Origin of the sequence: Pseudomonas sp. SWRI81 (assembly GCF_014268545.1) — a bacterium.
In the GTDB taxonomy this organism is placed as follows: Bacteria; Pseudomonadota; Gammaproteobacteria; order Pseudomonadales; family Pseudomonadaceae; genus Aquipseudomonas; species Aquipseudomonas hamedanensis.
Genome location: NZ_JABWQS010000004.1, coordinates 179469 through 200218 on the forward strand (window position 1 = coordinate 179469; position 20750 = coordinate 200218).

Here is a 20750-nt window from a genome sequence, read left to right on the forward strand (position 1 = left end):
CCCTTAATCCTCGCCTGCTTCACTCGCCATTTTTCTCACGGAGCACCCATGCACGTACTGGTTTGCGAAGACGATGAGCTGATCGCCAGTGGCATCGTCGCCGGCCTCACCGCCCAGGGCTTGACTGTCGAGCACGTCAACACGGCGTCCAAGGCGCGGGCGATGCTCAAGGTCGCGGAATTCGACGTGATGGTGCTTGACCTGGGCCTGCCGGACGAGGACGGGCTCAAGCTGCTGCAACAGTTGCGTCACTCTGGCCTGGAGATCCCGGTGCTGATCCTGACCGCACGCGATTCGGTCACCGACCGCGTCGATGGCTTGCAGGCCGGTGCCGACGACTACCTGCTCAAGCCGTTCGACCTGCGCGAACTGTTCGCCCGCTTGCAAACCCTGTTGCGCCGGGTTGCCGGGCGCAGCGTCAACCTGATCGAGCATGGCGCGCTGACGTACGACCCGAGCAGCCGCGAAACCACGCTGGCCGGGCAGCCCGTGGACCTGTCGCGCCGCGAGCAGTCACTGTTGCAGGCACTGCTGCACAATCGTGGTCGAGTACTGTCCACCGAGCAGTTGAAAGACAGCGTCTATGGTTTCAACGATGAGCTGGAAAGCAACGCCCTCAACGTGCACATCCATCATCTGCGCAGCAAACTTGGCAAAGGCATCGTCGAAACCGTGCGCGGGCTGGGGTATCGCCTCGGCCCGGCCGACGGCGGGGATCAAGGCAAATGATGAGTCTGCGCCTGCGTCTGAGCCTGACCCTCGGCGCCGCGTTTGCGCTGATCTGGGCGCTGGCGGCGGCGTGGATGCTCAGCGATCTGCGCAACCAGATGATGTTTTCCCTCGACCAGCGGCTGGTGGCCTCGGCGCGTATGGTCGCCGGGTTGCTCGAACAACTGCCGACGCTGCCGAGCAAAGGCGAGGGCACCCACTTCAGTGCCGAACAACTCAATGTTCCCGGTGGCATGGCCTGCCAGGTCAGTTCCCTGCGCGGGGAAATTCTCGCACGCAGCCACAACAACCCCGAGCAAGCGCTGGAAGCCGAGAAAATGGGCTTCCACGATCAAATCATCGACGGCGCGCCGTGGCGCAGTTTCACCCTGGCCCGGGGCGATGTGCGCATCACCACGGCGGACCGGCAGATCGAGCGCGAGGCGCTGAACATGTCGATTCTGCTCGCCGCCTCGGTACCGGTCGGCGTCGCCTTGTTGGGCTGCCTGTGCCTGTTATGGCTGGGCATCGGACAAGGGCTGGCTCCGCTCAATCGCCTGCGTGAGGCGTTGATGCGGCGCAACGCCGACTCCCTTGAACCGTTGCAGTTGCAGGCGTTCCCCAGCGAACTGAAACCGTTGCTCGAAACCCAGAACCAATTGTTCCAGCGTATTGGCAAGACCATCGAGCGTGAACGCCGCCTGACCGGTGACGCGGCGCATGAGCTGCGCAGTCCGCTGACGGCCATCAAAACCCATTTGCAAGTGGCGCGCATGACCGATGGCAGCGCCCGCGATCAATCGCTGGCGCGGGCGGAAGAGGGCGCTGACCGTCTGCACCGAACCCTGGAGCAATTGCTGTTGCTGGCGCGAGTCGAGGGCAGCCTGTCGTTCGATGACGGCTCGCAATACAGCGCCGAACAAGTCGCCCGGCTGGCGATTCAGGACGCGACGGGCGGTGCGCGACTGCGGATCAGACTGCAGGTGCCAGATGATCTGTCCGCCGCGCCGCTGCAGATGCCCGCCGTGCTGGCGATTGCGGCGTTGCGTAATCTGCTCGATAACGCACTGCGCCATACGCCTGAAGACTGTGCTGTCGAGGTCACACTGGAAACCATCGGCAATCGCGTGCGTTTTGTTGTGCGCGACCATGGCCCGGGTATCGCGCCTGACGATCTGCAACATCTGACCCAGCGCTTCTGGCGCAATGGCCAAAGCACCGGCTGCGGCCTGGGGCTGGCGATCGTGCAGGCGATCGTTCAGCGTTGTGACTGTGCCTTGCATTTCGACAGCCGCCCGGATGGCCTGCGGGTCGAGTTGACGATGCCGTTGCAAGCCGGCTGAATCCACCACAACTCCCTTGTAGGAGTGAGCCTGCTCGCGATAGCGTCATGTCAGTTGACAAGTTGATTGATGACGGAACGCTATCGCGAGCAGGCTCACTCCTACCAAAGTTTCGTGTTCTGGCACATCAAATGTAACTTCTCGGCGTTCGCTATCCGCCAGGGTTGGGGCTAAGGTCAACCCAGCCTTGACTCAATGGATTGAGGGAACTGCGCCATGGAAGCACTCGTTTGCATACGTTCGGCCACGCTGGCCGACACCGGCATCATCAACCGTATCATCGAGCGTTCGATCCGCATTGGTTGCGCGTTCGATCACCGAAACGACCCTCTGCTCGTCAGCGACTGGGTCAGTCAGTCCTCTGTCGATTTCATCAGTGGCCGGCTTGCCGACCCAGACTTTTATCTTTGTCTCGCTTTGCTTGAAGAAAAACCGGTCGGTGTCGGCATGGCCGAGGCCGGTGGCAAAATCTCACTGTGTTACGTGCAGCCGGAATCCTTCCGGCGAGGCGTCGGCCGGGCGCTGATGCAGAGCCTCGAGGGTTGGCTGCGGATTCGCGGTGTGCAGCATTTCCATCTCAACAGCTCCCGAACTGCCGAGCCGTTCTACCGGCATCTGGGCTATCAACAGGCATCGCCAGCCTTTACGTCCGACTCGCAGACCGTGCCGCTGCACAAGTCTTTGCTGTCACCGGACTGACAACTCGATCAAGGGTGTAAATCCGCATCGCGCTTAAGCGTTTCCAGAACAGGAAAACCTGCAAGTGCGCCCCGCGACCGGAACGCGCACCTGTCCGGTGTGCTGTTTTGGTCACTATCCATAGCGAATTGAGGGGTCGAGAGATGTCAGTCGCCACCAGCCTTATCGAACAATCGTCGGCCCGGCTCGTCCCGGCGCCGGCCGAAACCCTGTATCAGTTCAATGAGTCACCGCTGCTGGCTCGTCAGAGTCGACAGGAGTCCAACGCCCGCAGCTATCCGCGGCGCATTCCCCTGGCGCTCAAGCGGGCCAAGGGCTTGTATGTCGAAGATGTCGAAGGGCGCACGTTCATCGACTGCCTCGCCGGGGCCGGCACACTTGCGCTGGGCCACAATCATCCGGTAGTCATCGCGGCCATCCAGCAAGTGTTGGCCGATGAGCTGCCGCTGCACACCCTCGACCTGACCACGCCGGTCAAGGACCAGTTTGTCCAGGACCTGTTCGGGCTGCTTCCGGCGGAACTGGCGGCGCAGGCAAAGATTCAGTTTTGTGGCCCGACCGGCACCGATGCCGTGGAAGCGGCCCTGAAACTGGTACGCACCGCCACCGGGCGCAGTACGGTGCTGTCGTTTTCCGGTGGTTATCACGGCATGAGCCAAGGCGCATTGAGCCTGATGGGCAGTCTCGGGCCGAAAAAGCCGTTGGGTGCCTTGCTCAGCAATGGCGTGCAGTTCATGCCGTTTCCGTATGACTACCGTTGTCCGTTCGGCCTCGGCGGCGCGGCGGGCGTGAAAGCCAATCTGAGCTATCTGGACAATCTGCTCAACGATCCCGAAGCGGGCGTGCAACTGCCGGCCGCCGTGATCGTCGAGGCGGTGCAGGGCGAGGGCGGCGTGATTCCCGCCGACATCGAGTGGTTGCGAGGCCTGCGCCGCATCACCGAGAAGGCCGGCGTTGCGCTGATCGTCGACGAGATTCAGAGCGGTTTTGCCCGTACCGGCAAGATGTTTGCCTTTGAGCATGCGGGCATCATTCCGGATGTGGTGGTGTTGTCCAAAGCCATTGGCGGCAGCCTGCCCCTGGCGGTGGTGGTGTATCGCGACTGGCTCGACACCTGGCAACCGGGCGCCCACGCGGGCACCTTCCGCGGCAATCAAATGGCGATGGCCGCCGGCTCCGCGGTGATGCGCTATCTGGTCGAACACAAGGTCTGCGAACACGCCGCGGCCATGGGCGAGCGATTGAGCGAGCATTTGCACATCCTGCAACGCGACTTCCCGCAGTTGGGCGATATCCGCGGTCGGGGCCTGATGCTGGGTATCGAACTGGTGGACCCGACCGGCAGTCCGGACGCGCTCGGCCATCCGCCGGCGTTCGCCCGACTGGCGCCATTGGTTCAGCGCGAATGCCTCAAGCGCGGCTTGATCCTGGAACTGGGCGGCCGTCATGGCGCGGTGGTGCGTTTCCTGCCGCCGTTGGTCATCACCGCCACGGAAATCGACCGCGTCGCGCAGATCTTCGGGCGTGCGTTGGCGGCGGCCACTGCGGCGCTGTAAATTTTTCGCCGCGCCGAACGTTCTTTCTACATACCCGGCTGCACCCCTTGTGCGGCCACCCCATACAACGATGGAGAACCAGCATGACGTCAGTATTCGACCGCGAGGACATCCTCTTTCAGGTCGTGGTCAACCACGAAGAGCAATACTCGATCTGGCCGGATTACAAAGCGGTACCAGAGGGCTGGCGCACCGTGGGCAAGAGCGGCCTGAAAAAGGAATGCCTGGCCTACATCGAAGAAGTGTGGACCGACATGCGCCCGCTGAGCCTGCGTCAGAAAATGGAAGCGCAAGTCGCGGCACAATAAGCGACCGGGCAAAAAGAACCCGCTGGACCCGTAATGGTCAGCGGGTTTTTTGTCGGGAAATAGATAGCGTCAGTGCCGACATTTCGCGAGCAGGCTCGCTCCCACATTGGCAATGCATTTCACTGTGGGAGCGAGCCTGCTCGCGAAGAACGATAACGCGGTGTTGCCTGAGATTACGCCCCGCTCAGCCCCTTGAGCAGCAGGTCCACATTCCCCTCCAGTTCCGCCAGCGGATCCGCCGCATCCGTGCTCAATACCACCAGTCGACTACCGGACGCGGCAATCGCCGCTTTCACCGGCTCCGCGGGCTGGCGATGGTGCAGCACCACCGCCACGTCATTGTCCTTGAGCATCGCCGTCAGTTTTTTCAGATCTTGCGCCGTCCAATCGGCATCAGGACGCGGGTCCTGTCCGGTCAGTTCGAGATTGAGGCTGCCGATCAGATAGCCAAAATGATCGCTCAGGCTCATCACGCTCAGATTATCGGCCTCGGCCAGACGTGCTTCGGTGTCGGCGCTGAGTTTCAGCAAACGCTGTTTCAGCGCCGCCAGATTGGCTTCGATTTTCGGTTTGGCAGTCGGCGCCAGACGCACCAGATCGGCGGCCACAACGTCCGCCATGCGCCCCATGTTGTTGCTCGCCAGCCATGGCTGACTGTTCAGGCCATCAACCTGAAGGCCCGGCTGCACGGCAATCCCCGGCAGGGCGCCGTCGACCGGGCGGGCGGCATCGACCTCGACGATACGAATATTGCTGCGCCGGGCAATCGGGTACAGCGGATCATCGGTCCACAGCGAGCGCACACCGATCACGGCGTCGGCGTCGGTCGCCAGTTTGCTCAGCGCCGGTGCGCCGCGTCCGGTGAAATAGGCGGTCTGGCGGCTGCCCGGCAGATTGGCCGGCGCCGCGCGTTCGAGCTGGACCTCGGTGCCCTTGAGCAGCGCTTCACCCAAGCCGTAGGTGATCGGCAACGAGGCCAGTACTCGCAGTGGTTTAGCACTGTCAGCGGCCATCAGCGGGGTGCAGATTGCGCCGCACAGCACGATGGCCAGCGTCAGTTCTTTCAATGAAAAAGCCATTTATCCAAGATTCCCTTTCAGGCTGGGGACCACGCCGCGCGCGACGGCGGCGAGGGCGAAGGCAATGCCGGCAACCAGAATGATCGCGGCGCCGGACGGAATCGGCAGGTCGAACACGATCGGCGCGAGAATTCCGCACAACGTGCTGACGGTGGCAATCAGCACCGAACACCAGAAAAAGCCTTTCAGCGACTGGCTGAGCAAGCGTGCCGCGGCAGCCGGAATCACCAGCAGTGCGCCGACCAGAATCGCGCCGATGACTTTCACGGCGGCCACGGTGATCAGTGTCACCAGAATCACGAACAGGTAATCCAGGGTTTTCACCGCCACGCCGCGCACTGCTGCCAGTTGCGGGTTGAAACTGGCCAGCATGATGCGGTTATACAACGGCAACGCCAGCGCCATGACCAGCGAACCGACGATGGCCAGCACCGCCAGGTCATTGCCGTTGACCGTCAGTACCGAGCCGAACAACACGTTTTCGAGAATGTGCACGTTGATCTTGCCGGCGAGAATCAACAGCAGGCTCGCGCCCAGTGCCAGCGATACCGAAAGGAATACGCCGATCAGCGTATCCGGCGCCAGGCCGGTGCGGTTGCGCAGGTAGTTGAGCAGGATGCCGAACAGCAGGCAGTAACCGAACAGGCTGCCGTACGGCCCGGTGTAGGGTTCGCCGAGCAGAATGCCGACGGCCACACCGGTCAGCGCCGCATGGCCCACCGCTTCAGAGAAAAACGCGAAACGCTTGACCACTACCAGCGTGCCGAGGCCGCCCAGCACCGGGCCGATCAACAGGCCCGCGAGCAGGGCATTTACCACAAAACCGTAAGCCAGTGCTTCCGGCAGATATCCGGAAGACGCCCAGCCCTGGACCATCAATCGAAAGGCTTCGTAACTCATCAGGCAGCGCTCCGTGGATGGGTCGAAAACAAGCTCAGCAGACGCTCCGGGGTCAGTGCCTGTTGCGGCGTCGCATCGAACAGTACGCGGCGGTTGAGACCGGTGACACGCTCGGCCAGACGCCCGACCGCTTCCAGGTCATGCTCGATCCAAAGCACCGTAACCCCGGCTGCCCGCCAGTCGCCGAGCAGGCGTTCGAACACCTGAATGCCGGCTTCGTCGAGGGCCGACATCGGCTCGTCGAGCACCAGCAACTGCGGGGTCGGGATCAGCCCCTGGGCGAGCAGGACGCGCTGGCGTTCACCGCCGGACAGCGCGCCCATGCGGCGTTTGCGTTTGTCCTGCATGCCGACCCGCTCCAGCGCTTCACCGATGGCGGCGGCATAACGCTTGCTCAGGCCGAGGAACGCCGGGCGACGCTGGCACATCGCGGCCATGAAATCGTCGACGGTCATCGGCAGGCCGCGATCGAATTCCAGCGCTTGCGGCACATAGCCAATGGTGCCGGGCGCGCCGGGCCAGTGCAGGCTGAGCTGGCCCTGATGCGGCATCTGTCCGAGCAAGGTCTTGATCAGCGAGCTCTTGCCGCCACCGTTGGGGCCGACCAGCGCATGGATGCTGCCGGGCTGGACCTGAAAAGTCACGTTGTCGAGAATGGTGGTGCGCCCCAGCGTCAGGCTCACCTGCGCAAAATCCAGCGCCGGTCCCGTAACCTGTAGGAGTGAGCCTGCTCGCGATGGCGCCGGGTCAGCCGACATCATTGCTGAATGACACACCGCTATCGCGAGCAGGCTCACTCCTACAGGGGAATCGGTGTTTTCCGGGGAGAGGGTTTCTTTCGATGTCATGCCCCCGACTCCTGAATCGCCCGGACCACGGTGTTGAGGTTGCCGGTCATTTCCTTTTCGTATTTGTCGGCGGTGTATTCGCCGTAGGAAATGTGCGACAGCGGGTACAGCTTCACGCCCGATTCACGCTGGATGGTGTCGACGTAGCTGGAGGGAAAATCCATCTCCGAGAAGATCACCTTGACGTCGAGTTCGCGTAATTGATCGATGGTCTTTTTCAACTGGCTGGGGCTCGGTTCGATGCCGTGGGCCGGCTCGACCACGGCGGTGACTTCCAGGCCGAATTCACGCAGCAGGTAATCGTAAGCCGCGTGTACCGTGGCGACGCGCAGTTCGGCGTTTGGTGCCTGCGTCAGCTTGGCCAGGGCATCGGCGCGCATCTGCCGCAGGCGTTTGCCATAGGCGCGGGCGTTCTGCGTGTAGGCCTTGGCGTTGTCCGGATCAAGCTTGCCCAACTCCCGGGCGATGTTGTTGACCTGCGCGATGGACGCGCTGATCGACAGGAACGTATGCGGATTGACCACCTTGCCGGCACCCCGTGCCGCGACGCCCGTGGCCGCCAGCAACGGAACGTTTTCATTGGCTTCGATGGTCTTGACGTTGGGTGTTTCGCTGGCCGCGATCATGCGATCGGCAAAATCATCGTGGCCGACGCCGTTGAGCACAATCACATCAAGCCCGCTGATGCGTTTGATGTCCTCGGCCCGCGGCTCATAGGCATGCGGGTTGAAGCCGGCGGGAATCAGCGGCACCACCTCGGCCTTGTCGCCGACGATGTTTGCGACGTAGCTGTAATAAGGGTGCAGGGTGATGCCGATGCGCAGGCGCTTGGCTTGATCGGCGCTGGCCTGCGGGCTCAGCAGGCAGGCGCAAAGGCCAAGCAGAAACAGGCGTAACAACGGACGGCGAGGAGCTGAAATGGACATGGGCAAGCGGTCTTCTCTCGAATGGGGCGAGGAGTCAATGACGATGTTCGCGGGTCACCCCGGCGTCGTATTGCGCGACGATCTGTTTCCAGCCAGCGGCGGACAGCGCCGTGTCGGACAGATCCTGAGCGGGCGTAAGTTCTGCGCCACGGTTCAACCAGATATCCGGCGCGGCGTCCGGGTCGGCGCTGACGCGCATCAGGAATGAACCGGCGACCGCAGGCGTTGCGCTGCGACCGAAATAAGCGCTGTCGCCGAGCATTTGCCAGGCGTGACCACCCCGGCTGACCGAGCTGGCGTCCTGAGCAAAGGGCGCAAAACCTGCCTGCGCCAAATGCTGCGGCGTCGGCAGGGTTTGCTGTTCTTCACGCAGCAGGCGGATTTCGTCGAGGGTCACCCGCAGGTCGGCATAGATGCCTTGCTCGGCGGCGCTGAGATCGCGACGGGCATCGTACTGGTGGCTGGCGACAGGTTCCGGTTCATGGGAAACCCCGCGCCACGCCACCACAGAACCGGCGACGGCGAGGATCAGCAGGCACAGCAGCAGAACGTTGAGGGTTTCATGACCGGCGCCCGCCGGGCGCACGATTTGACGGGTCGGTGTGCTCATGGGGTTTCGATATCCGCCTGGTCGATTTCCACGACGTGGCCGGGACCGGCGTCGAACAGCACATAGAACTCGGAGTCGGGTTTCTTGAACGTCAGGGTCGAATCGGTGCCGAGCTTGCCTGGCACCAGAATCGTTTCGTCATAGCCGATCACATCCAGGGTTACGCCGGGTGCGCCGCTGCCGTCGGAGAAGCCGCCGGTGCACTTGATCTGTTCGGCATCGATGGCTTTGCATTCGCACATCGGGTTGTGTGCCAGGGCGCCTGCACTGAAACCGGCGCTCAGTATCAGCAGCGCGGCGCTCAGCAGCAAGCGGGAAGGGCGTTGTGGGCGAGTCATGGTTTGGCTCCTTGTGTGTTCAGCCAGGCCACGGTGGCGGGAGAGGCCTGGCTCAGGGGAATCGAGGCCTGGTGCATGCTGCCGTCCCAGCCTTCCATGGTGATCCACAGTTCGGCGTCGGGTTTGGTCTTTTCCGGAATCGGCAATTGCGTGCCCATGCGATAGGGCGTGCCGAAGAAAATCACCCCGGCGGCGCGCAGGCTGCGGGGCTTGCCGATGCGCAGGTAGGTCGCTTTCACCGGTTCGATACAGGCCTGGCAGAGCGCTGCGTTGAAGCCTTTCAGATACCCGGCCGGGCCGTCGGAGCGCGGCGCTTCATTGCGCAACTCGGCGAGTCGCAGGCTCCAGGGGCCGACCTGAATTTCGCCGATTTCTCGTTCGCCCAGACCACTGTCACCACGAAACAGGGCGACATCGGCGAAATACTTGGGCATGAAACCCAGCGGAATCAGGAGCAACAGCACGTTGATGTGGAAGCGCCATTTACGCCAGAGCAGGTTCAGGCGCGAAGGTGGCGGGGCGGTAATGGACTTGCTCACAGGTTGGCCTCCGACGTTTCACGCTGCATGGCCGGTTGGGGCTGCAGGCGATTTTTCTTCGATTCGCGCTTGAAGGCATTGGCCGTGGCGAGGGCGGTGCGTTTGGTCCAGATCAACAAGCCGCTGAGCACCATCATGCTCAGCAACAAGCCGAAGAAGAACCAGATCAGCTTGATCCACAGCCCGCCAAAATCGCCGGTGTGCAAAGGACGCATGGACTCGGTGACGAACTCCAGCGACGTGCGGTCCGACAGCATTCGCGACGCGGCCAGATCACCGTTGTACGGGTTGAGCGTGGCAGACTGGAACATCAACGGATACCAGCCACGGCCGCCCACACTCATATGGCTATAGGCGTTGCCGGGCAGGCTGATGAAACTGACTTCCAGGCCCGGAATCGTTTGCCGGGCAATGTCAATGGCACGGTCCAGGCTGATGCGCTCAGGCGGGGAGCCATCGGCAGAACGCGGTACCGCTTCACGGGACATCGCGGGAATGACCGGCTCGCTGGAAATCGAAATATGGTTGTCCGCCAGCAGCGCCTGAATCAGGAACCAGGTGCCGGTGATCGAAATCACGGCGATGAACCAGATCGACCAGATGCCACTGAGGCGATGAAAGTCGCCCCAGAAAATCCGTGCGCCATGGCGAATGCGCAAGGTCGGGGTGAAGAATCCTTTCCAGAAGCGTTTATAGACCACCAGTCCGGTAATCAACGAGGCCAGCAAAGGCAGCCCGAGAAAGGACACCAGATACCAGCCCCAACTGAAACCGCTGGTAAACGGCACCAGCCACCACCCATGCAGGGCGCGGGTAAACGCCTTGAAGTTGAAGTCGGGCGCGGTGCCCTGAATCGCGCCGGTGTAAGGGTTGACGTACACCGTCAGCGAGCGGCCGTCCGGGTAGCTGACTTCGACATCGAGGGCAAAGTGCGACTCGTCCGGGCGGCTGATGCTTTCGACCAGAGTCTGCGGTTCGGCTTTTTTGATGGCCGCGAGGATCTGGTCATAACTGAGGCGCGGCGCATCGTCCGACGGTTGACTGGCACGCATCTGCGGGTTGGCCAGCCAGACGATTTCCTGACTGACCACCGCCAGCGTACCGGTGACACAGACGATCAACACAAAGAACCAGATCGGCAACGCCAGCCAGCTATGCACCAGGAACCACAATTTCGAGCGGGATTTCTTTGACATGATTACGCGTCTTGATTTCGTTGGAAGGGTGCCGGGCTACGGGCTTCGCAGCACGGGAATCCCCGGAAGGCCGATCGTGGCTTTTGCCTACGCGAACGGCCTGCATTCCTATAAGACGGATGAGCGAGGCAAATCCCGCTAAATCATATGAAAGTAAATGTTTCGCAGTTCGATACGCGTTCTCAGCTGTCCTTGTGAAGCGGGTTCGCTCCACAAGGAGCAGGGTATGCACAGCCCTGATACCGGGACGGCGGGTTTCAGCCTTGGCTGAACATCTCCATCGCCCGCTGGCGGATCTGCTCTTCGCTCAGATCTTCTTTGTGCGTGGCCAGGAACCACAGATGCCCATACGGATCTTTCAGCGTTCCGCTGCGATCGCCGTAAAACTGATCCTTGACCTCGGACACCGTTGTCGCACCGGCATCCAGCGCCTGCTGGAAGGATTTGTCGACATCGGTGACGTACAAATGCAAACCGACCGAGACGGCCTGGTCGGGATTGCTCAGCGGTCCCTGATCGCAGGGCGTGCCGAGCATGATGGCACTGTCGCCGATGCGCAGTTCGGCGTGGCCGATACCGCCGTCGGGCATGGCCAGACGCATCACCTCGGTGGCACCGAAGGCTTTCTTGTAGAAGTCGATGGCCTCGGCGGCCTTCTGGATGCCGAGGTACGGGGTAACGCTGTGATACCCCTCGGGAATGGGTTTTACGCTCATGACGTTCTCCCTGATGTTGTTGTATAGGAGGTGGCTGCACCGGATCGATCCGGAAAGATCACTATAGAACTGTCCCGGCCATGGCGATTTTGCTCCGACGAGCAGCGCCCTTATTCAACCGGGAAATGCGGCCCGGGTCCTTGCTCGCCCAGCACGTCCCCCCGGTTGCGCAACGGACAGGCCTCCATCGACAGGCAGCCACAACCGATGCAGCCATTGAGCCGATCGCGCAACAACGTCAGTTGATGGATCCGCTCATCGAGTTCCTGTCGCCATTGTTCGGAGAGAATTTTCCAGTCCGCCGCTGTCGGCGCGCGATCCTGCGGGAGATTTTTCATCGCCTCGCCGATCGCGGCCAGCGGTATTCCCAGCCGCTGGGCCACTTTGATCAACGCCACGCGGCGCAGTACGGCACGCGGGTAGCGCCGCTGATTGCCGGCGTTGCGCTGGCTCTTGATCAGCCCCTTGGATTCATAGAAATGCAGGGCCGTGACCGCCACGCCACTGCGCGCGGCGACCTCGCCGACGGTGAGCGGTTTGTGCACGTTGTCTTTGCTGATCATGTTGGAAATAGCCCTTGACCTTGACTTAACTAGAGGTTTTACCCTGCTGCTCTTCGGGTCGCAAGGCTCGTTTCAAGATGACTGGGGGCGTTCATGAAAAACCACAGCTTTACCCAACTGATCGAATTCGAAATCGAGCCTCGCCAGCAACCGGCGCTGGTGTCGGCGTTAGCGACGCAGACCGAGCATCTGGCGCAGCGCTACGCAGGTTTTCTCAGTGCCAGCGTGCAGGCCAGCGACGATGGCCGGCGCGTCTTGAGCCTGTTGCAATGGCAGACGCGCGAGGCGGGGGAGGCGGCGTTTCGCAGTTTCGAAAGCGGTGAAGAGAATTTCTGGCAGTTGATCCGCAGCCATCGAGCGAAAACCGTGACGTTCAATTCGTTTCAGGTGCTGAGCAGCATCGCCCGCAGTCACGACGATGCGCTGCATTGCCATCTGGTGGGTTAGGCATGGCGGGTGCGGCATATCCGTCTGTAGCCTATTTCTGATAGCCACTATTGAGAGCGTTGATTTCTGCGCGAGCGTGCCCGGGCGTAGCCTTTGTCCATCGACCCACATTGCTCGCCAGGACGCTCCCATGAATCGTTTACTGACTGTTTCGCTGATCTTCGCTGTATCTGTGCTGGCGGGTTGCGCCAGCCATGTTTCCCCCGAGTTGCGCCCTTACACCGCCGAAGAATCCCGTGAGCTGGCGATGGAGGCATTGAACCGTAGCGGCTTGTCCTTTGAGGAATACCACGCGAAGAAAGCGCAGTTGCTCGGCCAGCCGCAGAAAACCTTCGGTTTCGACAAACAAGGTGAAATGAGCGCTGAACGTGCGGTACAGCTGCACGGACGTCCAAGCTGACAGAAAACTGTACTGCCTGAACTTTTAGCCAACTGTGCGTGGGTTTGTCGGGCCGGCTGGGATAGGGTCAACCTCTGAATGACCCTGACGGAAAGCCGCACCATGACCCTCTCGCTTGACCTGATGTTGGGCTTTGCCCTGTTTGCCCTTGTTACCTCGATCACACCGGGACCGAACAACACCATGCTGCTGGCTTCGGGGGTGAATTTCGGTTTTAACCGCACCATCCCGCACATGCTGGGGATTAGCTGCGGCTTCTTTGTCCTGGTGGTGGCGGTAGGCTTCGGCCTGGGCGCGGTATTTCAGTCGTATCCGCTGCTTTATACGGTTCTGCGCTATGCCGGCGCGGCGTATCTGTTGTACCTGGCGTGGAAAATCGCCCACTCGGGACCTGTCGGTGACAACGCCCAAGGCGAAGCCAGGCCGATCAGCTACCTCGGCGCGGCCGCGTTTCAGTGGGTCAATCCGAAGGCGTGGATCATGGCCATCGGTGCGATCAGCACGTACACGCCGATGCAGGGCTATTTCACCAACGTCGTGGTGATCGCCGCCGTATTCGCCATCATCAACCTGCCAAGCGTCGGCGTCTGGGCTGCCTGCGGTACATTGCTGCGCAATGTGTTGAAGGAGCCGCGCTGGTTACGCGTATTCAACTGGGGCATGGCGGCACTGCTGGTCATCTCGCTGTACCCGTTACTTCTCGAAAGCTTTAGCTGACGCATTGCTTCAACCGCCGGCCCGATGGCTGTTAAGCTCGGCTTCAGGAGCGTTCCTACGCACTTTTAAATGAAGCCCTACTTCTTTAACGGCATCCGATCAGGTATTGATGACGCTCTCGAATCCAGGCACAGCTCACGAGGCTGTGTTTGTCGTTTGCAGACAACGAGCCTCCTGATCCCGGAACACGCTCTGCGAGTCTTTTATGAACACACGTCCGTTGTATTTCGATTACGCCGCCACCACCCCGGTGGACGAGCGGGTCATCCAGGTGATGATCGAATGTCTGGGGTTGCACGGTAACTTCGGCAACCCTGCCTCCAGCTCCCACGCATTCGGCCAGCAGGCCCGGCAAACGGTCGAGCAGGCCCGTCGGCAAGTCGCCGAACTGGTCGGCGCGCAAGCCGAACAGATCGTCTGGACCTCCGGCGCCACGGAGTCCAATAACCTCGCCCTGAAGGGCAGCGCCCAGGCGCGTGGCGTCAGCGGCGGCCACTTCATTACCAGTCAGATCGAACACAAAGCCATCCTCGATACTGCCCGGCAGTTGCAGGACAGCGGCATCGCCGTGACCTATCTGGTGCCGGACGCCGACGGCCTGATCACGCCGCAAGCGGTCAGCGAAGCCATGCGCGAGGACACCTTTCTGGTGTCGCTGATGCTGGTCAACAATGAACTCGGCACGGTCAATAACGTTCAGGCCATCGGCGAAGTCGTGCGCAGTCGCGACGCGCTGTTTCATGTGGATGCCGCGCAAGGCGCCGGCAAGGTCGTGATCGACCTGGCCCGATGGCCGGTCGATATGATGTCGTTCTCGGCGCACAAGCTCTACGGCCCCAAGGGTATCGGCGCTTTATACGTCGGCCCGCGCGCAAAGCCGCGTTTGCAGGCACAGATCCACGGCGGCGGTCACGAGGGCGGCTTGCGCTCGGGGACCCTGGCGACCCATCAGATTGCCGGGATGGGCGCGGCATTCGCTTTGGCGGCCGCGGCGTTTGATGAAGAGAAAAAAACCATCGTGGCTTTGCGCGAGCGTCTGCTCGAACAGTTGTTGAGCCTGCCGGGCGTACGCCTGAATGGCAGCGCTGCGCAGCGCATCCCGCATACCTTGAGCCTGACGTTCAGCGAAGGTGAGTTCAACAGCGCCGCGTTGAGCCATTCGATCGCATTTTCCGCGACATCGGCTTGTAATTCGGCGAGCAACACGCCTTCGCACGTATTGCTGGCGCTGGGGCACGATGCTCGACTTGCCAGCCGCACGATTCGCCTGAGCCTCGGCCGCTTCACCAGCGTCGAGGACGTCGACAAGGCTGCCGAACTGATCAAGACCGCCTGCGCCAGTGCTCCGGCATTCTGGACGACAGGAATTTGAACCGCCGTCCTGACGGCGACGAACAATAACGATGAAGTGATTAGCAGGAGACATGATGAGTACCCAGACCTCGACCGAAGGATCGGTGCCCCAGCGCCTGGCGCGCACCCGAGAGTTGATGCGCCGTGAAGGCATCCATGCGTTGTTGGTGCCGTCTGCCGATCCGCATTTGTCGGAATACCTGCCGGGCTACTGGCAAGGCCGGCAATGGCTGTCAGGCTTTCACGGCTCGGTGGGCACTTTGATTGTCACCGCTGATTTCGCCGGCGTATGGGCCGACAGCCGATACTGGGAACAGGCGACTCAGGAACTTGAGGGCAGCGGCATCGAACTGGTCAAGCTGCAACCGGGACAGCCGAGCCCGCTGGACTGGCTGGCCGAGCAAACGCCTGAACGCGGAGTGGTCGCGGTCGACGGTGCGGTGATGGCCGTGGCTTCGGCGCGCACACTTGGCAGCAAACTTGAAGCCCGAGGCGCTCGTCTGCGCACCGACATCGATGTGTTGCAGCACGTTTGGAGTGACCGGCCAGGTCTGCCGGATGCGCCGATCTATCAGCATCTGCCACCGCAAGCGACCGTCAGCCGCAGCGAGAAACTCGCCAACCTGCGTGAAACCCTGCGGGAGCGGGGCGCCGATTGGCATTTCATCGCGACTCTCGACGACATCGCCTGGCTGTTCAACCTGCGCGGCGGCGATGTGTCGTTCAACCCGGTGTTTGTGTCGTTTGCGTTGGTCAATCAACAACAGGCCACGTTGTTCGTGGCGCTGAGCAAAGTCGATGACGCATTGCGCGCGGTGCTGGAACAGGATGGCGTGACCCTGCGTGATTACCGCGAAGTCGCCGATGCGCTGCGTGCGGTGCCGAGTGGCGCAAGTCTGCTGATCGATCCGGCGCGCGTGACCTGGGGTCTGCTGGAGCACCTCGACAGTGGCGTCAAACTGGTCGAGGGCCTGAACCCGACCACACTGGCCAAGTCGCAAAAAAGTGAAGCCGATGCACAACACATCCGCCAGGCGATGGAGCAGGATGGCGCGGCGTTGTGCGAATTCTTCGCCTGGCTGGAGTCGGCTTGGGGGAGCGAGCGTATTACCGAGTTGACCATCGACGAGAAGCTCACCGCAGCCCGTGAGCGTCGGCCCGATTACGTCTCGCTGAGTTTCAACACGATTGCTGCGTTCAACGCCAATGGCGCAATGCCGCACTACCACGCCACCGAAGAAGCGCACGCCGTGATCGAGGGCGACGGTTTGTTGCTGATCGACTCCGGGGGCCAATACCTCGGCGGTACGACCGACATCACGCGGATGGTGCCGGTCGGGACGCCGACGCAAGAGCAGAAACAGGACTGCACCCGGGTACTCAAAGGTGTGATTGCCTTGTCGCGGGCACAATTTCCCAAAGGCATTCTCTCGCCGCTGCTCGATGCCATCGCCCGTGCGCCAATCTGGGCCGAAAGCGTGGATTACGGGCATGGCACCGGTCACGGTGTCGGCTACTTCCTCAACGTCCACGAGGGGCCGCAGGTCATCGCGTATCAGGCCGCCGCGACGCCGCAGACGGCGATGCTGCCGGGAATGATCACATCGATCGAACCGGGCACTTATCGTCCGGGTCGCTGGGGCGTGCGGATCGAAAATCTGGCGATGAACCGCGAGGCCGGTCGCAGCGAGTTCGGCGAGTTCCTCAAGTTCGAAACGCTGACCTTGTGCCCGATCGATACTCGCTGCCTGATTCCTTCCTTGCTGACGCATGAAGAACAGCAGTGGCTAAACGCCTATCACGCCGAGGTGCGTGAGCGCTTGAGCCCGTTGCTTGACGGTGCGGCACTGCAATGGCTGAAAACCCGTACAGAAGCCATCTGATCGGTGACCACTCAGGCGCTGCGACCAGCGTCTGAGTGGCGACCTCGTTCTAGGCCTGGCGCAACGCCTCCTCGACGAAGTCCAGCCGATCCTGACCGAAAAACAGCTGATTCCCGACAAACATGCTCGGGGCACCAAACACACCTCGTTTAACCGCGGTCTCGGTATTGTCCTTGAGCGCCGCTTTGACCGACTCGTCATTGCACAGCGCGAGAACTTCCTGCGGATCGAAGCCGTGCTCACTGAGTACGGCGGCGACGGTTTCCGGTTCATTCAGGCTTCGGCCGTCAACCCACAGTGCGTTGAACAGGCAATCGACAAACGCCGCGAAGCGTTGCGGTTGATGCAACTGGATGCCAGTGACGGCCCGCATCAATAACAGCGTGTTGATCGGAAAGTGCGGATTGAATCGCAGCGGCACCGCGTAACGTTTGGCGTAGCGGTCCAGGTCTTGAAACATGTAGCGCCCTTTGGCCGGGATCATCGCTGGCGATGCGTTGCCGGTGGCTTTGAACACACCGCCCAGAAGCATCGGGATATAGCGCAGTTCGCTTCCGGTAGCGGCGCAGATCTTCGGTAATTGGGTGTAGGCCAGGTAGGTCGCGGGACTGCCGAGGTCGAAATAGAATTCCACGGTTTTAGTCATTATCACGGTGCTCTCATTATTGTTGTAGGGGAGGGCTTTACCAGCGTTCGTTCCACGGCCGTAAATCCAGCTCAAATGTCCAGGCGTCCCGTGGCTGGCTATGCAAGTACCAATAGTTCTCGGCGATATGCTCGGGGTCGAGAATGCCGTCGTCATCCTTGGTCGCATATTTCTCGGGAAATTGGGAGCGGATAAAGTCGGTATCGATCGCTCCGTCGACTACCACATGCGCGACATGAATGTTCAGCGGGCCCAATTCCCGCGCCATGCTTTGCGCCAAAGCACGAATGCCGTGTTTGGCCCCGGCGAATGCCGCGAACCCGGAAGCACCGCGCAACCCGGCCGTGGCGCCGGTGAACAGGATCGTGCCGCGCTGGCGGGTCACCATGCGTTTGGCGACTTCGCGCGCATTGAGGAAGCCTGAGAAACAGGCCATCTCCCAAATCTTGAAGTACTTGCGCGCGGTTTCTTCCAGGATGCTGCAGGGCACGTTGGCGCCAATGTTGAAGACAAATGCCTCAATCGGGCCAAGGCGGGTTTCGATATCCTCAATCAGCGCAACGACGTCCTCTTCTTTGCGCGCATCGCAGGCGAAACCATGAGCTTCACCCCCTTCATCGTTTATCGCATCCACCAAAGGCTGAAGCTTGTCAGCGCTGCGGCGCGTTACACAGGCAATGAAGCCCTCTTTGGCAAAGCGCTTGGCAATAGCGCCGCCGGTGGCATCTCCGGCGCCGACTACCAGTACGACCTTCTTGTTATTCATTGGGATTGCCTTTGGTTAACGATCGTTTAGTTAACGAACGTTATGCTAGGATTCGATTAACGTCAAGGCACTGCAGTACGAGGAAAAACACGTGCGTTATTCTGCCGGTCACAAACTGGAAACCCGCGAGCGTTTGTTGCACAGCAGCTCGCTGTCGGCGAAAAAATCCGGATTCTCCACGGTCGGCGTGGACGGCTTGATGAAAGCTATCGGCTTGAGTGGTGCGGCGTTTTACAGCCACTTTTCCTCCAAGGACGCGCTGTTCGCAGCAATTGTCGAGCGCGAGTTGAGCCAGAGCCTTGAGCGACTCGGCGGTCAGGAGGGTGCGGATCGCGAGCGGCTGCAACGCTGCCTCAAGCAATACCTGAGCATGGCGCATGTGGAGCAGCCTGAAGCGGGGTGCGCGCTGCCGACATTAGGGGCCGAGATCGCCCGTTCGGATGTGCTTGTGCGTGAACAGGCGCAAAAGTGTATTTGCCGTCTGCAGCAAAGCTGGGCGCAGATTCTGGAGAGCGACAGTCTGGCCTGGGCCATTCTGTCGCAATGTGTCGGTGCGCTGGTGGTGGCGAGGATGCTGGCTACCGAGGACGTTCAGCGCACGGTGCTGAACGCCAGCCAGGAAGAGATCGCCCGCCAGCTCGCTGTGCCGCGAGCCGAATAACCTGAAGGCTATTTGCAGATGACGATCATGCTGCGGCTGGTGTAGCCGGCAGGGTTCAGGCCGAATGGGTAGTCGCCAGGCTCTTCGACGGTATCGCCGGACTTGGCGATCACTTTATAGCCCTTCGGTGCGCACGAATTGGCGGCGCTGGCGTAGCACTTGTCCCACGAGGACGAGAGTCCTGAACAGTTGATATGCAAACCCTTTTTGCCGCGTTTGACTTGGGTTTGCGAGGTTGCTGCGCAACCCGCCACCGCCAGTATGGCGATCAGTATCAAAATTCGTTTCATTACCGTCCTTAATAGCGGCCTCGAGTCTGGTGCTCGGGTCTGCCGGTGTTCGCTCGCATTTGCAGCGTCATGTCCCTTGGCGAAAAAATCCATGTCTGGCGATAGGTTACGAGCCTAAACATGGCCTAAATGAACGCCAATTGCTAGGCCCGCGTTTAATCCTCTTTCAATCGGCTGCGATTGCGGGCTTTGCGGCGCTGCCCATGGTCAGGGTCGCGCCAACGGATGCCAGAATAATGCACAGAATGGCCATCCATTGTGACAACGAGAGGTACTCCTGAAGAAACAGCAGGCCTGACAGCGCGCCGAACGCGGGTTCGATGCTCATCAGTGTGCCGAACGTGCGGGCAGGCATGCGGGTCAAGGCAACCATTTCCAGGGTGTAGGGCAGGGCAGTGGACAGAATCGCCACGCCGATGGCGATCGGAATCAACGAAGGCGTCAGCAGCGCAGCGCCGGCATGAACGATGCCGATCGGTGCGACAAACAGCGCGGCGATCATGACGCCTAGCGCCGCCGTGGTGACGCCATTGTCGGCACCGGCTTTTTGCCCGAAGAGTATGTACAACGCCCAGCAGACGCCGGCACCGAGGGCATAGCCTGCGCCAATCAAATCAATGCTCGCGGCCGTGGCGCCTGTCGGTATCAGCAGGAACAGGCCGACCGCGGCCAGGCCTATCCACAAAAAGTCGATGGCTCGGCGAGAGGCATATATAGCAACGGCCAGTGGGCCGGTAAATTCGAGTGCGACGGCGATGCCCAGGGGCACCGTGCGCAACGACATATAGAAGAGGAAGTTCATGCCGCCCAGCGCCATTCCGTAAACGATCACGGTGCGCAAGGATTTGGCCGTCAGCTTGACCCGCCATGGCCGAAGCAAGAGCAGCATGATCACGCTGGCAAAGATCAGTCGCAAGGTGGTGGTCCCTTGTGCGCCTACCACCGGAAACATGCTTTTGGCCAAAGACGCCCCTGATTGAATGGACGCCATGGCTATCAGGAGCAGTCCAACCGGGAAAAGGATAGAGGCAAGGGAGCGGGGTTGGTCATTCATTTGTGTGACGTCGTCCTGGGTGAGAGCGGGCATTGTTCTAATATTGGGCAATATACTGCGCACTGGCGGCGCTTACGTCTATATAGAAGCAGCTTTTTGAGTCTTTCAATAGAAAACGCAAATTAGGGGTTGACGGCAGATTCTGGAAGTCTATAATTCGCCCCACTTCCGGCGCAGTCGAAACGGAAAACTCCTTGAGATTCA

General features: G+C 61.0%; 25 protein-coding genes. 11 read left to right on the top strand and 14 right to left on the bottom strand.

Annotation, left to right across the window (positions count from 1 at the left end; genetic code table 11):
* Positions 1-48 precede the first annotated feature (48 nt).
* From HU765_RS04555 to HU765_RS04575, 5 genes are all read left to right on the top strand, one after another.
* A complete protein-coding gene (locus tag HU765_RS04555; protein WP_186547148.1) occupies positions 49-729 on the top strand; it encodes a response regulator in 681 nt (226 codons plus the stop codon).
* Positions 726-2051: an ATP-binding protein gene (locus HU765_RS04560; protein ID WP_186619197.1), complete on the top strand. Its 1326-nt coding sequence runs from the start codon at positions 726-728 to the stop codon at positions 2049-2051. Before HU765_RS04555 ends, HU765_RS04560 begins: the two co-directional genes overlap by 4 nt.
* A gap of 216 nt (positions 2052-2267) precedes the next feature.
* A complete protein-coding gene (locus tag HU765_RS04565; RefSeq protein ID WP_186619198.1) occupies positions 2268-2750 on the top strand; it encodes a GNAT family N-acetyltransferase in 483 nt (160 codons plus the stop codon).
* Between the two features lie 143 nt (positions 2751-2893).
* The gene (locus HU765_RS04570) at positions 2894-4306 is read left to right on the top strand and encodes an aspartate aminotransferase family protein (protein ID WP_186619199.1); all 1413 of its coding nucleotides are present in this window, start codon (positions 2894-2896) and stop codon (positions 4304-4306) included.
* A gap of 83 nt (positions 4307-4389) precedes the next feature.
* A complete protein-coding gene (locus tag HU765_RS04575; protein WP_053122206.1) occupies positions 4390-4614 on the top strand; it encodes an MbtH family protein in 225 nt (74 codons plus the stop codon).
* Between the two features lie 173 nt (positions 4615-4787).
* Here the strand turns inward: HU765_RS04575 and HU765_RS04580 are convergent, their stop codons facing one another.
* The 10 genes from HU765_RS04580 to soxR all read right to left on the bottom strand — a co-directional run bounded on the left by HU765_RS04580 (position 4788) and on the right by soxR (position 12329).
* Positions 4788-5693 (bottom strand): zinc ABC transporter substrate-binding protein, encoded by a 906-nt coding sequence (locus tag HU765_RS04580; RefSeq protein ID WP_186619200.1) that lies wholly within the window; start codon positions 5691-5693, stop codon positions 4788-4790.
* Positions 5694-6593: a metal ABC transporter permease gene (locus HU765_RS04585; RefSeq protein WP_186547153.1), complete on the bottom strand. Its 900-nt coding sequence runs from the start codon at positions 6591-6593 to the stop codon at positions 5694-5696.
* Positions 6593-7351, bottom strand: coding sequence for a metal ABC transporter ATP-binding protein (locus HU765_RS04590; RefSeq protein WP_238344647.1), 759 nt, complete (start codon positions 7349-7351; stop codon positions 6593-6595). The genes HU765_RS04585 and HU765_RS04590 overlap by 1 nt, the downstream gene beginning before the upstream one ends.
* 86 nt (positions 7352-7437) lie before the next feature.
* Complete coding sequence (locus HU765_RS04595; RefSeq protein WP_186619202.1) at positions 7438-8367, bottom strand: metal ABC transporter substrate-binding protein; 930 nt, start codon at positions 8365-8367, stop codon at positions 7438-7440.
* Between the two features lie 34 nt (positions 8368-8401).
* Positions 8402-8977, bottom strand: coding sequence for a DUF6162 family protein (locus tag HU765_RS04600; RefSeq protein WP_186619203.1), 576 nt, complete (start codon positions 8975-8977; stop codon positions 8402-8404).
* Positions 8974-9315 (bottom strand): hypothetical protein, encoded by a 342-nt coding sequence (locus HU765_RS04605; RefSeq protein ID WP_186619204.1) that lies wholly within the window; start codon positions 9313-9315, stop codon positions 8974-8976. Before HU765_RS04605 ends, HU765_RS04600 begins: the two co-directional genes overlap by 4 nt.
* A complete protein-coding gene (locus HU765_RS04610) occupies positions 9312-9854 on the bottom strand; it encodes a thiamine pyrophosphate-binding protein (protein WP_186619205.1) in 543 nt (180 codons plus the stop codon). The genes HU765_RS04605 and HU765_RS04610 overlap by 4 nt, the downstream gene beginning before the upstream one ends.
* Positions 9851-11050, bottom strand: a complete 1200-nt coding sequence (locus HU765_RS04615) for a PepSY domain-containing protein (protein ID WP_186619206.1) — start codon at positions 11048-11050, stop codon at positions 9851-9853. Before HU765_RS04615 ends, HU765_RS04610 begins: the two co-directional genes overlap by 4 nt.
* 257 nt (positions 11051-11307) lie before the next feature.
* Positions 11308-11766 carry a VOC family protein gene (locus HU765_RS04620; RefSeq protein WP_186547159.1) on the bottom strand — a complete coding sequence of 153 codons (459 nt, stop codon included), beginning with the start codon at positions 11764-11766 and terminating at the stop codon, positions 11308-11310.
* A 110-nt stretch (positions 11767-11876) separates the two neighbouring features.
* Entirely contained in the window at positions 11877-12329 is a 453-nt protein-coding gene (gene soxR / locus HU765_RS04625; protein ID WP_186547160.1) for a redox-sensitive transcriptional activator SoxR, read from the bottom strand.
* 81 nt (positions 12330-12410) lie between these two features.
* Between soxR and HU765_RS04630 the strand changes: the two genes are divergently transcribed.
* The 5 genes from HU765_RS04630 to HU765_RS04650 all read left to right on the top strand — a co-directional run bounded on the left by HU765_RS04630 (position 12411) and on the right by HU765_RS04650 (position 17129).
* The gene (locus tag HU765_RS04630) at positions 12411-12776 is read left to right on the top strand and encodes an antibiotic biosynthesis monooxygenase (protein ID WP_186619220.1); all 366 of its coding nucleotides are present in this window, start codon (positions 12411-12413) and stop codon (positions 12774-12776) included.
* A 130-nt stretch (positions 12777-12906) separates the two neighbouring features.
* Entirely contained in the window at positions 12907-13176 is a 270-nt protein-coding gene (locus HU765_RS04635) for a hypothetical protein (protein WP_186547161.1), read from the top strand.
* Between the two features lie 102 nt (positions 13177-13278).
* Complete coding sequence (locus tag HU765_RS04640) at positions 13279-13893, top strand: LysE family translocator (protein WP_186619207.1); 615 nt, start codon at positions 13279-13281, stop codon at positions 13891-13893.
* 205 nt (positions 13894-14098) lie between these two features.
* A complete protein-coding gene (locus HU765_RS04645) occupies positions 14099-15265 on the top strand; it encodes an aminotransferase class V-fold PLP-dependent enzyme (protein ID WP_186619208.1) in 1167 nt (388 codons plus the stop codon).
* 55 nt (positions 15266-15320) lie between these two features.
* On the top strand, positions 15321-17129 hold the full coding sequence (locus HU765_RS04650; protein ID WP_186619209.1) for an aminopeptidase P family protein: 1809 nt from the start codon (positions 15321-15323) through the stop codon (positions 17127-17129).
* A gap of 49 nt (positions 17130-17178) precedes the next feature.
* Here HU765_RS04650 and HU765_RS04655 read toward each other — a convergent pair whose 3' ends face one another.
* Both HU765_RS04655 and HU765_RS04660 read right to left on the bottom strand, forming a co-directional pair.
* Positions 17179-17775 carry a 2-hydroxychromene-2-carboxylate isomerase gene (locus HU765_RS04655; RefSeq protein WP_186619210.1) on the bottom strand — a complete coding sequence of 199 codons (597 nt, stop codon included), beginning with the start codon at positions 17773-17775 and terminating at the stop codon, positions 17179-17181.
* Between the two features lie 37 nt (positions 17776-17812).
* Entirely contained in the window at positions 17813-18541 is a 729-nt protein-coding gene (locus HU765_RS04660) for an SDR family oxidoreductase (protein ID WP_186619211.1), read from the bottom strand.
* Between the two features lie 91 nt (positions 18542-18632).
* Here HU765_RS04660 and HU765_RS04665 point away from each other — a divergent pair, with 91 nt between their 5' ends.
* Positions 18633-19202 carry a TetR family transcriptional regulator gene (locus HU765_RS04665; RefSeq protein WP_186619212.1) on the top strand — a complete coding sequence of 190 codons (570 nt, stop codon included), beginning with the start codon at positions 18633-18635 and terminating at the stop codon, positions 19200-19202.
* A gap of 8 nt (positions 19203-19210) precedes the next feature.
* Here HU765_RS04665 and HU765_RS04670 read toward each other — a convergent pair whose 3' ends face one another.
* Entirely contained in the window at positions 19211-19492 is a 282-nt protein-coding gene (locus HU765_RS04670; RefSeq protein WP_186547167.1) for a hypothetical protein, read from the bottom strand.
* Positions 19493-19658: 166 nt separating this feature from the next.
* Complete coding sequence (gene rhtA, locus HU765_RS04675) at positions 19659-20546, bottom strand: threonine/homoserine exporter RhtA (protein ID WP_186619221.1); 888 nt, start codon at positions 20544-20546, stop codon at positions 19659-19661.
* Between the last annotated feature and the right edge of the window lie 204 nt (positions 20547-20750).

Bases quoted from the DNA above. Each gene is read 5' to 3' on its own strand.
- HU765_RS04575 (WP_053122206.1), top strand. From the start codon at position 4,390: ATGACGTCAGTATTCGACCGCGAGGACATCCTCTTTCAGGTCGTGGTC.
- HU765_RS04555 (WP_186547148.1), top strand. From the start codon at position 49: ATGCACGTACTGGTTTGCGAAGACGATGAGCTGATCGCCAGTGGCATC.
- HU765_RS04600 (WP_186619203.1), bottom strand. From the start codon at position 8,977: ATGAGCACACCGACCCGTCAAATCGTGCGCCCGGCGGGCGCCGGTCAT.
- HU765_RS04650 (WP_186619209.1), top strand. From the start codon at position 15,321: ATGAGTACCCAGACCTCGACCGAAGGATCGGTGCCCCAGCGCCTGGCG.
- HU765_RS04660 (WP_186619211.1), bottom strand. From the start codon at position 18,541: ATGAATAACAAGAAGGTCGTACTGGTAGTCGGCGCCGGAGATGCCACC.
- HU765_RS04565 (WP_186619198.1), top strand. From the start codon at position 2,268: ATGGAAGCACTCGTTTGCATACGTTCGGCCACGCTGGCCGACACCGGC.
- HU765_RS04670 (WP_186547167.1), bottom strand. From the start codon at position 19,492: ATGAAACGAATTTTGATACTGATCGCCATACTGGCGGTGGCGGGTTGC.
- HU765_RS04580 (WP_186619200.1), bottom strand. From the start codon at position 5,693: ATGGCTTTTTCATTGAAAGAACTGACGCTGGCCATCGTGCTGTGCGGC.
- HU765_RS04605 (WP_186619204.1), bottom strand. From the start codon at position 9,315: ATGACTCGCCCACAACGCCCTTCCCGCTTGCTGCTGAGCGCCGCGCTG.
- rhtA (WP_186619221.1), bottom strand. From the start codon at position 20,546: ATGAATGACCAACCCCGCTCCCTTGCCTCTATCCTTTTCCCGGTTGGA.
- HU765_RS04655 (WP_186619210.1), bottom strand. From the start codon at position 17,775: ATGACTAAAACCGTGGAATTCTATTTCGACCTCGGCAGTCCCGCGACC.
- HU765_RS04645 (WP_186619208.1), top strand. From the start codon at position 14,099: ATGAACACACGTCCGTTGTATTTCGATTACGCCGCCACCACCCCGGTG.
- HU765_RS04560 (WP_186619197.1), top strand. From the start codon at position 726: ATGATGAGTCTGCGCCTGCGTCTGAGCCTGACCCTCGGCGCCGCGTTT.
- HU765_RS04595 (WP_186619202.1), bottom strand. From the start codon at position 8,367: ATGTCCATTTCAGCTCCTCGCCGTCCGTTGTTACGCCTGTTTCTGCTT.
- HU765_RS04570 (WP_186619199.1), top strand. From the start codon at position 2,894: ATGTCAGTCGCCACCAGCCTTATCGAACAATCGTCGGCCCGGCTCGTC.
- soxR (WP_186547160.1), bottom strand. From the start codon at position 12,329: ATGATCAGCAAAGACAACGTGCACAAACCGCTCACCGTCGGCGAGGTC.
- HU765_RS04590 (WP_238344647.1), bottom strand. From the start codon at position 7,351: ATGTCGGCTGACCCGGCGCCATCGCGAGCAGGCTCACTCCTACAGGTT.
- HU765_RS04585 (WP_186547153.1), bottom strand. From the start codon at position 6,593: ATGAGTTACGAAGCCTTTCGATTGATGGTCCAGGGCTGGGCGTCTTCC.
- HU765_RS04620 (WP_186547159.1), bottom strand. From the start codon at position 11,766: ATGAGCGTAAAACCCATTCCCGAGGGGTATCACAGCGTTACCCCGTAC.
- HU765_RS04640 (WP_186619207.1), top strand. From the start codon at position 13,279: ATGACCCTCTCGCTTGACCTGATGTTGGGCTTTGCCCTGTTTGCCCTT.
- HU765_RS04635 (WP_186547161.1), top strand. From the start codon at position 12,907: ATGAATCGTTTACTGACTGTTTCGCTGATCTTCGCTGTATCTGTGCTG.
- HU765_RS04615 (WP_186619206.1), bottom strand. From the start codon at position 11,050: ATGTCAAAGAAATCCCGCTCGAAATTGTGGTTCCTGGTGCATAGCTGG.